Below are 13,343 nucleotides of genomic sequence, written 5' to 3' on the forward strand. Positions count from 1 at the left end.
TAATCATTATTCATTTTAATCATTACCGGTGGATACTGCAGAAATACTAAAAAGGGTAAGGCGGCTGGAAATAAAGACCAGAGGCCTCTCCAATCATATATTCTCAGGGGAGTATCACAGTGCTTTTAAAGGCCGTGGTATGTCTTTCAGTGAAGTAAGGGAATACCAGTTCGGAGATGACATCCGGTCTATTGACTGGAATGTGACAGCGCGTTTCAATCACCCGTTCGTAAAGATCTTCGAAGAGGAACGTGAGCTCACCGTGATGTTGATGGTGGATGTGAGTGAAAGCTCCATCTTTGGTACTTCCAAACAGAACAAACGGAACATGATGACGGAATTATGTGCCGTACTGGCATTTTCCGCTATCAACAACAACGATAAGGTAGGCGTTATCTTCTTCAGTGATGGAGTGGAAAAATATATCCCGCCTAAAAAAGGTAAGTCACATATCCTGTTCATCATTCGTGAGCTGATCTCTTTTGAGCCTAAACGTAAAGGAACCAATATTAAGGAAACACTCCGTTTCTTTAACAACGCCAATAAGAAAAGGAGCATTGTGTTTCTCATGAGCGACTTCCTCACCGGTAGTTACCAGGATGCCCTGAACATTGCATCCAAACGGCATGACATGGTGGGGGTTCATATTTACGATCAGCGCGACAAAGAGCTGCCATCTGTAGGCCTCATCCAGATGAATGACCTGGAAACGGGCGACCGTCAGTGGGTGGATTCTTCTGATAAAAAAGTGCAGCAGTATTATACCCAGCAGTTCCATCAGCATGTGCAATATTGCCGTAACTCTTTTAAGAAAAGTGGGGCGGAGCTTATCAGCATACGTACGGATGAAGATTATGTAAAAGCCTTACAATCCTTTTTCGTAAACAGGTGATAGTTTAAAGCTGAGAGTACTAACATGGTTAAACCGATTATAATTAAACGTCTTATTTTCTTTTTCCTGCTGGGATTTGGCCTGGCGCCTTTTATATCATCTGCACAGCAGGTGGACGTAAATGCGCAGGCTGACACTGACAGGATCCGTCTTGGAGAACAGGTGCGCCTCCGGCTCTCGGCCAGCATGCCTCCGCAGGGCATGAATGTGGTGTTCCCGCAGATCCCTGATTCCTTCGGACATTTTGAGGTTGTACGCCGTTCTCCGCTGGATACCACCGCGCAAGGCAACACGAAGCTGCTGGGACAGACCATCGTACTGACCAGTTTTGACTCCGGCCGCTGGGACATTCCGGCACTGCGTTTTGACCTGGTTAGTGCAGGTAACATTACTGATTCCGCATTTACAGGTCCGCTGAGCATTGATGTGAATACAGTGGATGTAGATACAACAAAAGCCTTCAAACCTATTAAAGCAGTACGCACGGTAGGCTGGAGCTTCTGGGATTACTGGCTGTATTTTGCTATTGGTATTACAGTACTGCTGGTCGCTATCGGGTTGATCGTATACTTCCGTAGCAAACCTAAAAAAGCGGCGCCTGTGCCTGTGGTAGCTGTGGTGCCGCCTTACGAAATAGCGTTGCAGCAATTGCAGCAGCTGAAGTCGGAAAAGGTATGGCAGCAGGGAGATATCAAACAATATTATACCCGGCTTACTGACATCCTTCGTAATTATTTTGAGCAGCAGTTTAACATTCCGGCACTTGAACAGACGTCGGAAGAGTTATTGCAACATATCAAGCCTGTTACCATTCTAAACCAGCAGCGCGATAAATTGCGCAGCTTATTAAGTCTGGCAGATCTGGCGAAGTTTGCGAAAATGACGCCGTCTCCGGAAGAGCATGAAGGCGCCATGCAGCATGCACAGGAAATAGTGGAATGGACCAAGCCTGCGGTAGAAAAAGCTGCAGCAGCTGAAGCCGGGAAAGAAGAAACAAAGCAGCCCGTTAAATAGGCCGCTCTCCTTCAAAAGAGAAATTATTATTAATAAATGGATTTTTCGATCTGGAAAAGTATTGAATTCGCTCACCCTGCCTTCTTTGGGCTGCTGGCGCTGATACCGGTGATGATCTACTGGTATATCGCAAAGCAGCAACGGCGGCAGGTAGCCATGGAAATGTCTTCCCTGCAGGGGTTGAAAGGATTGCCGGTTTCCTGGAAGGTGACAATGCGGCCTGTATTACTCGTACTGCGCCTCCTGGCTTTCACAGCTTTGGTTGTAGCATTGGCCAGGCCGCAAACAAGTAATACTTCCGAAAGCATCGATAGTGAAGGTATCGATATTGTGATGGCGATCGACATTTCGGGTAGTATGCTTGCGCAGGACCTGCAGCCGGACAGGCTGGAAGCCGCCAAGAAAGTGGCCATGAACTTTGTGGACAGCCGTATCAGTGACCGTATCGGTTTAGTGATATTCTCCGGTGAAAGCTTTACACAATGCCCTATCACAACAGACCATGGTGTACTGAAAAATCAGATAGCATTGGTGAAAAGCGGTATGCTGCAGGATGGCACCGCTATCGGTATGGGACTGGCTACTTCCGTAGACCGTTTACGGACCAGTAAGGCTAAAAGTAAAGTGATCATCCTGCTGACCGACGGTGTGAACAACACCGGTCTGATAGATCCGCTCACAGCACTGGAAATCAGTAAGGCATTTAAGATCCGTGTGTATACCATCGGTGTGGGTACTGTCGGAAAAGCGCCTTTCCCGATGACTATGCCTGACGGCTCCATCCAGATGCAGATGCAGGATGTACAGCTGGATGAACCACTGATGAAAAAGATCTCCTCAGAAACAGGCGGTAAATATTTCAGGGCGACCAACAATAAAGAACTTGAGAATATTTACAGTGAGATCGACAAACTGGAGAAAACAAAAGTAGAGATCACTTCCTATAAACGTTTTGCGGAACATTTCTTCCCGCTGGCTATATTGGCACTGGCATGTATCCTGTTGGAGGTGGTGCTCAGATATACTGCTTTCAGAAGTCTGCCATAAAACAATTTAACCAGAGAAAATAAGGACCAGGAATCAAATGCGAATAACAATCGCTGTATTCCCGGTCCTTATTTCTTTTTCCAGAACAGGCTTTCCTTCCATCTTCTGCCGGGGGGCGTAATACCTAAAAGAAAAACCACCTACCTTTACAGCTTAATAACTACGAAGAAAATTTGCAAGCAACCATTTACAAATCCACAGGAAGCTGGTATACAGCGAAAACAGATACGGGAGAAGTATTTCAGGCCCGTATTAAGGGTATAATGAAAATGGATGAGGATATTACCTCTACCAATCCCATTGCTGTGGGCGATGTAGTTGAAATTGTGCGGGAAGACGGAGATGCGAATGCCAATAATGCGATGATCACTGAAATAGTCGACCGCCGGAATTATATAGTACGTAACTCCCCTCACAAGAAGAACCAGCAACATATTGTGGCCGCTAATATGGATCAGGCCATGCTGATCTGTACGGTGAAGGAGCCACGTACTTCTAATGGTTTTATGGACCGATTCCTGGTAACAGCTGCTGCTTATCATATACCAGTGGTGCTGGTGTTCAACAAGAAGGATATTTACAAAGAGAAAGATCTGGACAAGTTTGCCGAGTTACAGGCCTTGTATGAAGATATAGGTTATAAAGTATTGCTCGTTTCTGCTGAAAAGCAGGAAGGGATAGAGATGCTGATCGAAGAAATGAAGGATAAAACCACACTGATGTCAGGACATTCCGGTGTGGGAAAATCTTCCCTGATCAACCGTTTGTTACCGGGGCTTGAGCTGCGAACCAAGTCGGTAAGCGGATGGAGCGGAAAGGGGTTACATACTACTACCTATGCTGAAATGTATGACCTTCCGATGGGAGGTAAACTGATAGATACCCCAGGCGTGCGTGAGTTTGGTGTCGTTAATATATCCAAACAGGAGTTATCGCATTATTTCCTCGAAATGCAACCCTACATTACCCAGTGCCAGTTTAATAACTGCCTGCATATGAACGAGCCCGGATGTGCCGTAAAAGCGGCCGTAGATGCGGGCGATATCGATGTGGACCGGTATGTAAGTTATGCTTCTATCCTGGATTCTATCCAGGAAGAATTGTACTGACCACAGCGTTGGCTACATCCAGCACTTTTCTCCTGCTTCGCGGGTAGGAAACATTTCATGTACTAAAACAACTTCTTTTTCTTCCTGGGACCGCTCATCTCGTCCAGGAGTTTCTCAGCACCCCAGTTCTTACGGGGAGTGGGGCAACCTGTTTTCCTGGTACGGCAGGCAGATAGGCCGGTGAAGGATATCACCAGTACAAAGAGTAAAAGTTTTTTCATAGGGTACCGTATTAATTAAAATACTCTGCCATCCATTTGTCTGGCTGAAGACCTGTTTTGCTTTCCGTTCTTGATAGAATAGTAGTTGTTGCTGGGGCAACCGGTGCGCTCGGTCTTACAGCCGATAGCCATTATACCGCATACCACCATTAGTAGTAATAGTTTTTTCATAGGGCAAGGTGATTATTAGATGCAAGATAATTAAAATATGTCATTTACTTTTCTGAGGGCTCTTTAAACCAGCCGGAGTACATGAGATAGTTGTTGGCAATGCGATCTATTTCGCCACTGATCAGGGATTGGCTGATATCTTTCACCTTTTTGGCGGGCACGCCTGCATAGATGGAACCAGCTTCAACCTGTGTACCTTCCAATACGACAGCGCCTGCGGCGATGATGGTGTTGCTGCCAATGTGTGCATTATCCATCACAATGGCGCCCATGCCTATCAGTACATTATCTTCCACGGTGCAGCCATGTACGATGGCATTATGCCCGATGGAAACATTATTGCCGATAATTGCTTTCGTTTTCTCATAAGTACAATGGATCACGGCGCCATCCTGCACGTTTACCTTGGTACCCATCTTGATACTGTTCACATCTCCCCGGATCACTGCATTGAACCAAACGCTGCACTGGTCTCCCATTACAACATCTCCTACAATCGTTGCATTAGGCGCAATAAAACAGTCGTTCCCTATTGTTGGCAGTATTCCCTTAACCGGTAAGATGACAGGCATATAGTAAGTTTTAACGCAAAAGTAAAGAAATTCGTATAGTCCGCTGTGAACAGAGCGCGGCATTGGTACCTTACTGATGCCGGGTGGCGCCCGACTGATTCTTTAACGTATTTTTGCCGCAGAATGAATAACAGACAACTCTTCTTACGTCATGTGGCGCAGCTGTCAGATGCCCCGCTGGCACTCGAAATAGTAAAGGCATCAGGAATGTATATGTGGGATACCGAAGGCAAAAAGATCATGGACCTTATTGCCGGTATCAGCGTTTGTAATGTAGGGCACTCCCATCCTGCTGTAGTCGCTGCTGTAAAAGAACAAGCGGAGCAATATATGCACCTCCTGGTATATGGAGAACTGATCCAGTCTCCGCAGGTTGGATTTGCCACATTGTTGACACAACATCTGCCGGAATCCCTCAACAGCGTTTATTTTACTAACTCCGGAGCAGAAGCGGTGGAAGGCGCAATGAAGCTGGCCAAACGCTATACCGGGAGGACTGGGATCATCGCTTTTGACAGAAGTTATCACGGCTCTACTCAGGGAGCTATGAGTATTATGGGAGATGAAACCTGGAGAAATGCCTACAGACCATTATTGCCTGACATACAGCATCTTACTTATAACGACCTGGGTGTGATCGATCAGATCACTGAACGTACTGCTTGTATCATACTGGAGCCTGTACAGGCGGAAGCTGGGGTGCGCATTCCGCGAAAGGAATGGCTGCAGGCTATCCGGGAGAAATGTACGGCCACTGGCACATTGATGGTGCTGGATGAAATACAGTGTGGACTGGGAAGGAATGGCACATTATGGGGCTTTGAACAGGCGGGCGTGGTGCCTGATATCCTCCTGCTGGGAAAAGCATTGGGAGGCGGTATGCCGATGGGCGCTTTCATTGCCGACAAAGAGATCATGTGGAGCCTGACCAACAAACCGGTACTTGGGCATATGACGACCTTCGGTGGTCACCCTGTGATATGTGCAGCGGGAATGGCTGGTTTTAAGGCATTGCTGGAAGGAAATCTCATAGATAGTGTCAGTGCTAAAGGACAGTTATTTCATCAGTATTTGCAGCATCCGGCCATTAAAGAAGTACGTTTTCTCGGACTAATGATGGCGGTAGAGTTTGAGAGCTTTGAGATCAATAAAAAGGTAATAGACAAATGTATTGAAAAGGGGCTGCTGACCGACTGGTTCCTTTTTGCTCCTGAATGTCTGCGTATTGCGCCACCATTGATCATTAATGAAGAGGAGATCAGAACGGCCTGTGATATCATTATAAATGTGTTAAACGAAGTAACAGAGGGATAGCGCTGGTATAATGAAAAAATATATTTTGACTTTTCATTGAAATATGTAACTTTGATATACAAAGTACTTTAAGTATGACAGAACAGCAACACCTGGAAGCAATCAGTGATATCAGGCGCATGATGGAACGCAGCAGCCGCTTTATTTCCCTTAGTGGATTAAGTGGTGTCTTTGCAGGCGCTTCTGCTTTGGCAGGTGCTATAACTGCTCATTTCTTATTCCGGTCATATTATGACCGCTGGGAAATAAGAGGTCATTATGAGGATGTTGACTTTTCCACGCTTCGATTGCAACTGGTTATACTGGGCTTTGCAGTAATGGCGCTGGCTTTCTTTGGCGGATTATACTTCACCTGGAGGAGGGCCAGAAGAAATAATCTTCCGGTATGGGACCCTACTTCCCGCAAAGTGCTGATCAACGCCCTGATCCCAATGATGGCCGGCGGTGCATTTATAGCAGGTCTGATATACAACAGAATGGATGTGATGATAGCTCCTTCCTGTCTTATATTTTACGGTATGGCGTTATTGAACGCCAGTAAGTATACAGTCTCTGATATCCGTTACCTGGGTATTGCTGAAATAGGAATCGGTATATTAAATGTTTTCTTTTTGCGCAGAGGGCTTTATTTTTGGGCCATCGGTTTTGGTGTCATGCATATCGTATATGGCATCATGATGTGGTGGAAGTATGAGCGAAGGCAAGCGGCTGCGGAGTAAAACCGTGTAGAGTGAGGATCAAAGTAGAAACAATAAAGACGTACTCGTGAACAATCCCATAGGTAACTTAAATAAGATATTTGACAGTCGCATACGGCTTGGGGTCATGAGTATCCTCATGGTAAATGAAGAAGTAAGCTTTAATGACCTGAAGCAGATGCTGGAACTGACAGATGGTAACCTGGCCTCCCACCTCAGTACATTAGAGGAAAATGGTTATCTGAAAGTGCATAAGGGTTTTATAGGACGTAAAACCAATACCACTTATGCTATTACAAAAGCCGGTGAAAAAGCTTTCAAAGGGCACCTTGCTGCTCTTGAAAATATGATCCGTTCTATGGAGTAATTTTTTTTGCCCTTATACTTTGAAGTTCAAAGTACTTTTAAAACATAAATATATGCAAACATCTAACATCAGTGAATCTCCTTTACCTCCGGAACAACCTTCATCTGCAACAGACAGCGGTAAGCAGAAGGCCTCTTTCTTTGAACGCTACGCCTATGGAATAAAGGCCTTCCTCATCGGCGTACTCGTGTTAGTACTGCTAATTCCTACGGCTATGATCATGGGACTTATCTCTGAAAGGGAACAACGGCAGTTTGAAGCCAAGGGAGAAGTCAGCGGAAAATGGGGGGATGCTCAGACCATTACGGGACCTGTTCTGGTGATACCTTACTACAGCAAACCAGGTGTAACTTCCAACGCTATTTTCCTGCCGGATAAACTGACAGTCAATGGTGAGCTTTTACCCGAAATACGGCGTCGCGGGATCTATGAAGTAGCTGTTTACAGTTCACACTTACAGATTGGAGGAGACTTCTCCCACCTGGACCTTACCAGCTTAAATATCGCTCCGGAATCAGTGATGCTGAAAGATGCGTACCTGGCCCTGGGCGTTAATGATATGCGCGGTATCAGCAACCAGGCAGGCGTGATCTGGAATGGCCAGAATTTCTACTTTAATCCCGGTGTTGCTGCTACTAACCTCTTCACCAATGGCATGCAGGTAAAAGTGCCGCTGACAATGTCCGACTCTGGTATAATAGCAGGTAATTTTTCGGTTAACCTAAACCTGAAAGGTTCTGGCCAGTTGTTCTTCTCTCCTGTGGGTAAGACAACCGCCATCAACCTGAGTTCCAATTGGAAGAACCCCAGCTTTGACGGCGCCTTCCTTCCTAACTCACATAATGTACATGACAAGGGATTCTCTGCTTCCTGGCAGGTATCCAATTTGAACCGCAATTTTCCACAGAGCTGGGTCGGGGCTAATGAGAACCTGCATTCAGCTGATTTTGGCGTGAAGTTATTCCTGCCGGTGGATACCTATCAGCAATCCACCCGTGCCGTCAAATATGCCATCCTCATCATCGGGTTAACATTCCTGGTATTTTATTTTATAGAGCTGTTACAGCGTTACTCCGTTCATCCATTACAATATATACTAATCGGCGTGGCATTATGTGTATTCTACACGCTGCTGATCGCCCTGGCAGAACAACTGAACTTTAGTCTGGCTTACCTGATTGCCGGTGTACTTACGATACTGCTGGTGTCTGTATATACGGCCAGTGTATTACGAAGCGTTCGCATGGCGGCAGGTATTGGCGCTGCACTAAGTTTGCTCTACGGATTCATTTACGTGATCATCCGCTCGGAAGATCAGGCCTTGCTCATGGGAAGTCTTGGACTGTTTATAATACTGGCTATTGTGATGTACTTTAGCCGGAGGATCAAGTGGGGAGAATTATAAAAAATTATAAACAGCTATACTCATGCAAACCGGTCACTACCTCCAGCAACGTTTAAGAAGTTTTAAGTACGCCTTTCAGGGAATCATTGCATTTCTCCGCAGTGAGCCACATGCGCGTATTCATGCGCTGGCGACGGTGATAGTGGTAGCGGCCGGTTTTTATTGCAGGTTGTCAGGTAGTCAGTGGATTGCCATCCTGGTAGTAACGGGAATGGTATGGATCACAGAGATGTTTAATACAGTTGTTGAAAAGATCATGGACCATCTGTCTCCGGAAATTCATCCGAGAGTGAAATGGATCAAAGATGTTGCTGCGGGGGCAGTGCTTATCTCAGCATTGATAGCTGCCATTACAGGTGCTGTCATTTTTATCCCTATCCTTTGCTAAAAGAAAAGGGTCCCGCATACCGCGGGACCCTTCGTTATACATTGAAGATCGTTCTTCTTTAGAAATCAACTCCCATTCCGAAGTACAGGATAGGCTTACCACGGAAGAATGCAATTGCAGGCCAGCCTGCATCTAATCTCAGGAAGTAACCAGCCAGCGTTGTACGGGCGCCGAAACCGTAACCTCCTACAAATGGTCCGAGGAAACCTTCTTTCACTTTCACTGTCACGCCGGTACCATCATCATAATAAGTGTAGTTAGCATCCTTAAAGCTCAGTTTTTCGTTCCATGCTGTACCAATATCGATAAAGCTGGTCACCTGGAAGTTACGAACGATAGCAGAGTTGATCGGCCTGTTCATAAAGGTGGCGAATACCGGTAAGCGTAATTCCGTATTAAATACCATTACATTATTACCGTTACGTGCATTCTGTCTGTAACCGCGTAATGGGTTAGCCAGTGTCTGATATGCATAGTTTGCATTCATATTAACCGGAGTACGGGTATTGATCTTTGGTATCAGCCAGTTGTCAGTACCACCCAGGTAATACAGCAATTTGCGGGTACCCCATGAAAGGTCGGCAGAGAAACGGGTGGCCCATATAAAGTTGCGGAAGATGGATTCATAATGTCTCACATCAACCCCCATGTTATAAGTGAACTTACCTTTTCCGGCTGCTGCTCCCTGATCAAATACGTCGTTCAGGTCACCGTTGATCTGTGCGTTCATGTCGCCATAGATCTTGTAACGTGTACCATGCCAGATGTTGATAGCCGGATTGATCGTGTTATCATACACATATTCCAGGCGTACTAACGCGTAGTTGTCGGCGTAATTCTTCAGCTTCAGTGTCTGTTCGTCAGAAGCTGATATTACGAATCTGTCATTACGGAAACCTACCTGCAAACGGATGCTTCTGGCCTGATCAAACGGATAACGTACATCAAACTGGAAGAGATTGGTCTTCAGTTTAGCCGGGAATTCCAGCGGGTTGCCACTTGTGTCAAAGCCCAGACCACTGTATTTATCTACTCTGCGGTAGTAAGTAAATTTATAATCAAAACGTTTTTTGAGATAAGAAGCCGAAATGAAGTATTCAGTACCATCCAGGCTGGAAGGGAATCTGAAACCACCATTGATCTTAAAGTCTTCCATCAGATCACTAACGCCTATGCGGATCAAACCATTCACAGGATCTGTGAGCCTGATAGGACCAGAAGGAGGACCGGTGAACGGCTGGTATCTGTTGATCAGGATAGAGTTGTCTAACTGGAGGATCAGGTAGTCTGATGAGAACTTCAGTTTATATGGCAACAGTTTGGCCTTCTTCAGCACAGGTTCTATCAGTGGGATCTGTGGTGTCTGGGCTTCTGCTATCACGCTGGAATCAACCGCTTCTTTTCCGAACTCGCTCTGGAAGAAATCATCATGTTTTACGGTATCTGTCTTTGTCTTTTCAAAGTATGTAGGCAGGCCTAAACGGAGGCTGTCTTCATGCATCTGACGGGACCTGAAGGTAGTCGGACGGCTGCTTACATTCCTTTTACGGAGTGTTACAGTATCGATCTTCAGCTTCTGGAGATTCTTAAAGCCATATTGCTGGATCACCTGGGATACTTCACTCTGATCGCCTGCTCCTCTGGATTCTTTGATGCCATAAGAGTAGTTCGACATTGGGAAGGTATACGTAGAATCTTTAGTAAGTGATACTGCCATTACAGAATCCGGTGCGGTCGTGCCATATTCTGCCAGTGCAGAGTCAAGATCTGCTTTTTCAGGGTTATGCAGGATCTCTGATCCGATGAAGAAGAGAGAGTCTACTCCTGTTCTTTCCGTTTTAAAGAAACCGGCATAACGGTTACGGATACCGTTTACATCAGATACAAATGTGAAGTGTGTGTTATTGTATTGAAGTGGTGAACGTGCGTCACCGTATTTCATGTCGGTCAGCTGGGAGATCTGTTTATCAGCGCTCTTGTTCCAGTTGTCGATCAGGAAGACATTGTAATGACCTGCCGGTAATACGGTATCCCCGCTTTTTGCGGTCGGAGACGGCCGGTTAGAGGAGTAGATGATCCCGCTCTTACCAGGGAAGGCTACGAAGGAAGGATCTAGATCGTCGTATACATCGTTGGTGATCTGTTCAGCGGTTGCCTTCGTTATACTGTAAGTGTAGATATCTGTGTGACCATTCTTTACGGCAGAGAGCAACAGGGAGTTATCATATTCGAAGAAGTACTTCATATCTATGATCCTGTCGAAGCGCGGAAGGTCTTGTTTGGTGGTGGTCCTGGTGAGGAGGTCATATACCATGAGCCTGGTCACTCCTTCATGTTCGTAGATGATTGCCAGGCGGTTACCTTTCTGGTTCCATGCCAGCAACGGATAGTTCGGGTCCAGCTGGCTGGCCTGCATTCTCACCCCACTGCGCAGCAGTACTTTAGGCTTCATGTCGGCAAACTGGATCTGTACCTTGTACAATCCTTTAGAGAACTCAACCACTGCATAGTAGTTGCTTTTCGGATTGGCCTGGAAGCGGTAGAAGTTTGATTTTTTCAGTTCCCTTGAAACGATGGTACGAGCACCACGGGTAGACTGCCGGCGGCGACGATTATCGTCCTGGTAACGTTTGGCATTGAATACCATGAAATCTTTCAGGGCATTTTTAGGCTTCTGGCTCAATACCTGCTCAAATCCTTTTTTCAGTCCGCGGTTGATGCGGGAGATATACATCAGGTAGGGAACGGCGTCCTTTCCATATTTACTTTCTACATAATACCAGAACGCATGACCGGCCAATGTGGGTTTTTCGTAGGCCAGCTGGTAGAAGTCCTTATACCTGCCTGACTGGATAGCATCTTTCAGCTCGTCGTCCAGTTGGGTATTCCAGTTTTCAGCTGCATAAGCAACAAATCCATCGGTGAACCATTTAGGGAAGTCGATCAATACCGCATTACCTGCAAACTCGCCAATATCTTCTCCAAACAATAAGTTTTCCAGCATTACACGGGCGATCCCTTCACGGATCTGTTTGTACAAGTGCTGATGATCGCCATCGAAATACACGATCAGTTTATTACCCACCAGCTTGGTGATACCACCGGTATTCTGCCAGTCAACGCCAATGCCTATATTGGATTGCTTCATTTCCCCGAAGCTGTTGTACACGACAATATTCACCCGCTGGCGGAAGGTAAACTCCATAAATTGTTCCAGCTGTGGTAATTCTTTTTCTGCTACCTGCGCAACGTATTTACCCAATTCCAGACCGTTCTGGCTGAAATAAGTATTAAAATGACGGGTTTGATAGTAACGCCATTTAAAATTCTTATGCTGTATGCGGTTCTGTCCAAATTCCACGGTATTGGTCTGTGCCTGGGATAGATACGAGCCAAGTAATAGGGTACCGGTAAGTAATAACCTGGTAGTAAGTCGGTTCATACAGAAAGTATTGATAATATTGCGTTCTGAATTAAAAATAGCAAAAATCGGCAACAATGATGGAAATACAACATTTCACCTTTAATCCGTTTCAGGAAAATACCTATTTACTCATTAACGAAAAAAAGGAATGTATAATTATAGATCCGGGCTGTTATTTTGAAGAAGAAAGGAAACAATTACTGACTTATATCGAAAAAGAGGGTTTGAAAGTTACACGTCTCCTGAACACACATTGCCACATTGACCATATTTTCGGTAACAGGCTGGTTGTGAAGACTTATGGCGTGGGCCTGGAAATACATGCCCAGGACAAAGTTGTGCTGGACCGGTCCCCTGATGTAGGTAAAATGTATAATGTTCCCTTTGAACCTTCTCCCGAACCTGCCAGGTTCCTGGAAGACGGAGAAAAAATCCTCTTTGGCGACGATGAACTGGAAGTGTTATTAGCTCCGGGCCATTCGCCGGGGAGTGTGTGTTTTTATTCCGCCAGCCAGCAATTCCTCATTGGCGGGGATGTGCTGTTTTACCAGAGCATCGGCCGTACCGACCTGCCTGGGGGCAGCCATCAGACTTTAATTAACAGCATACGGCAGAAATTGTTCGTATTGCCTGATGAGGTAAGGGTTTACCCTGGTCACGGACAGTCTACCACCATCGGTTTTGAAAAGCAGAACAACCCTTTCCTTCGGTAAAGTACTCA

At 45.8% G+C, this 13,343-nt stretch carries 14 protein-coding genes; 10 read left to right on the forward strand and 4 right to left on the reverse strand.

What is annotated here, in order from left to right:
- Nucleotides 1-28 precede the first annotated feature (28 nt).
- The 4 genes from C7475_RS12635 (at nucleotide 29) to rsgA (ending at nucleotide 4,062) form a co-directional block, all read left to right on the forward strand.
- Nucleotides 29-892: a DUF58 domain-containing protein gene (locus tag C7475_RS12635; protein ID WP_110053701.1), complete on the forward strand. Its 864-nt coding sequence runs from the start codon at nucleotides 29-31 to the stop codon at nucleotides 890-892.
- A 24-nt stretch (nucleotides 893-916) separates the two neighbouring features.
- Nucleotides 917-1,906 (forward strand): hypothetical protein, encoded by a 990-nt coding sequence (locus tag C7475_RS12640; RefSeq protein ID WP_110053702.1) that lies wholly within the window; start codon nucleotides 917-919, stop codon nucleotides 1,904-1,906.
- 36 nt (nucleotides 1,907-1,942) lie between these two features.
- On the forward strand, nucleotides 1,943-2,953 hold the full coding sequence (locus tag C7475_RS12645) for a VWA domain-containing protein (protein WP_110053703.1): 1,011 nt from the start codon (nucleotides 1,943-1,945) through the stop codon (nucleotides 2,951-2,953).
- A gap of 173 nt (nucleotides 2,954-3,126) precedes the next feature.
- The gene (gene rsgA / locus C7475_RS12650) at nucleotides 3,127-4,062 is read left to right on the forward strand and encodes a ribosome small subunit-dependent GTPase A (RefSeq protein WP_110053704.1); all 936 of its coding nucleotides are present in this window, start codon (nucleotides 3,127-3,129) and stop codon (nucleotides 4,060-4,062) included.
- 62 nt (nucleotides 4,063-4,124) lie between these two features.
- Here rsgA and C7475_RS32970 read toward each other — a convergent pair whose 3' ends face one another.
- Genes C7475_RS32970 through C7475_RS12655 form a run of 3 tightly spaced genes read right to left on the reverse strand, consistent with a single transcriptional unit; the run spans nucleotide 4,125 to nucleotide 5,026 of the window.
- Nucleotides 4,125-4,283 (reverse strand): hypothetical protein, encoded by a 159-nt coding sequence (locus C7475_RS32970; RefSeq protein ID WP_158286495.1) that lies wholly within the window; start codon nucleotides 4,281-4,283, stop codon nucleotides 4,125-4,127.
- Nucleotides 4,284-4,298: 15 nt separating this feature from the next.
- Complete coding sequence (locus tag C7475_RS32975) at nucleotides 4,299-4,454, reverse strand: hypothetical protein (RefSeq protein ID WP_158286496.1); 156 nt, start codon at nucleotides 4,452-4,454, stop codon at nucleotides 4,299-4,301.
- 44 nt (nucleotides 4,455-4,498) lie between these two features.
- Nucleotides 4,499-5,026, reverse strand: a complete 528-nt coding sequence (locus C7475_RS12655; RefSeq protein ID WP_110053705.1) for a gamma carbonic anhydrase family protein — start codon at nucleotides 5,024-5,026, stop codon at nucleotides 4,499-4,501.
- 123 nt (nucleotides 5,027-5,149) lie between these two features.
- On the opposite strand from C7475_RS12655, the gene C7475_RS12660 reads away from it, so the two are divergent.
- The 5 genes from C7475_RS12660 to C7475_RS12680 all read left to right on the forward strand — a co-directional run bounded on the left by C7475_RS12660 (nucleotide 5,150) and on the right by C7475_RS12680 (nucleotide 9,198).
- Nucleotides 5,150-6,340, forward strand: coding sequence for an aspartate aminotransferase family protein (locus C7475_RS12660; RefSeq protein WP_110053706.1), 1,191 nt, complete (start codon nucleotides 5,150-5,152; stop codon nucleotides 6,338-6,340).
- A 74-nt stretch (nucleotides 6,341-6,414) separates the two neighbouring features.
- A complete protein-coding gene (locus C7475_RS12665; RefSeq protein WP_110053707.1) occupies nucleotides 6,415-7,059 on the forward strand; it encodes a hypothetical protein in 645 nt (214 codons plus the stop codon).
- 46 nt (nucleotides 7,060-7,105) lie between these two features.
- Nucleotides 7,106-7,405 (forward strand): transcriptional regulator, encoded by a 300-nt coding sequence (locus C7475_RS12670; RefSeq protein ID WP_110053708.1) that lies wholly within the window; start codon nucleotides 7,106-7,108, stop codon nucleotides 7,403-7,405.
- A gap of 52 nt (nucleotides 7,406-7,457) precedes the next feature.
- A complete protein-coding gene (gene creD / locus C7475_RS12675) occupies nucleotides 7,458-8,810 on the forward strand; it encodes a cell envelope integrity protein CreD (protein WP_110053709.1) in 1,353 nt (450 codons plus the stop codon).
- Between the two features lie 22 nt (nucleotides 8,811-8,832).
- Nucleotides 8,833-9,198, forward strand: coding sequence for a diacylglycerol kinase family protein (locus C7475_RS12680; protein WP_110053710.1), 366 nt, complete (start codon nucleotides 8,833-8,835; stop codon nucleotides 9,196-9,198).
- A gap of 58 nt (nucleotides 9,199-9,256) precedes the next feature.
- Here C7475_RS12680 and C7475_RS12685 read toward each other — a convergent pair whose 3' ends face one another.
- Nucleotides 9,257-12,640: a hypothetical protein gene (locus C7475_RS12685; protein ID WP_110054061.1), complete on the reverse strand. Its 3,384-nt coding sequence runs from the start codon at nucleotides 12,638-12,640 to the stop codon at nucleotides 9,257-9,259.
- A gap of 56 nt (nucleotides 12,641-12,696) precedes the next feature.
- On the opposite strand from C7475_RS12685, the gene C7475_RS12690 reads away from it, so the two are divergent.
- Nucleotides 12,697-13,335: an MBL fold metallo-hydrolase gene (locus C7475_RS12690; protein ID WP_110053711.1), complete on the forward strand. Its 639-nt coding sequence runs from the start codon at nucleotides 12,697-12,699 to the stop codon at nucleotides 13,333-13,335.
- The last annotated feature ends 8 nt before the right edge of the window (nucleotides 13,336-13,343 follow it).

This window comes from Chitinophaga sp. S165 (genome assembly GCF_003182155.1).
Taxonomy (GTDB): domain Bacteria; phylum Bacteroidota; class Bacteroidia; order Chitinophagales; family Chitinophagaceae; genus Chitinophaga.

Coding starts and splice junctions, on each gene's coding strand:
- C7475_RS12690 (WP_110053711.1), top strand. CDS start 12,697: ATGATGGAAATACAACATTTCACCTTTAATCCGTTTCAGGAAAATACC.
- C7475_RS12660 (WP_110053706.1), top strand. CDS start 5,150: ATGAATAACAGACAACTCTTCTTACGTCATGTGGCGCAGCTGTCAGAT.
- C7475_RS12640 (WP_110053702.1), top strand. CDS start 917: ATGGTTAAACCGATTATAATTAAACGTCTTATTTTCTTTTTCCTGCTG.
- C7475_RS32970 (WP_158286495.1), bottom strand. CDS start 4,283: ATGAAAAAACTTTTACTCTTTGTACTGGTGATATCCTTCACCGGCCTA.
- C7475_RS12655 (WP_110053705.1), bottom strand. CDS start 5,026: ATGCCTGTCATCTTACCGGTTAAGGGAATACTGCCAACAATAGGGAAC.
- C7475_RS12685 (WP_110054061.1), bottom strand. CDS start 12,640: ATGAACCGACTTACTACCAGGTTATTACTTACCGGTACCCTATTACTT.
- C7475_RS32975 (WP_158286496.1), bottom strand. CDS start 4,454: ATGAAAAAACTATTACTACTAATGGTGGTATGCGGTATAATGGCTATC.
- C7475_RS12680 (WP_110053710.1), top strand. CDS start 8,833: ATGCAAACCGGTCACTACCTCCAGCAACGTTTAAGAAGTTTTAAGTAC.
- C7475_RS12665 (WP_110053707.1), top strand. CDS start 6,415: ATGACAGAACAGCAACACCTGGAAGCAATCAGTGATATCAGGCGCATG.
- C7475_RS12645 (WP_110053703.1), top strand. CDS start 1,943: ATGGATTTTTCGATCTGGAAAAGTATTGAATTCGCTCACCCTGCCTTC.
- creD (WP_110053709.1), top strand. CDS start 7,458: ATGCAAACATCTAACATCAGTGAATCTCCTTTACCTCCGGAACAACCT.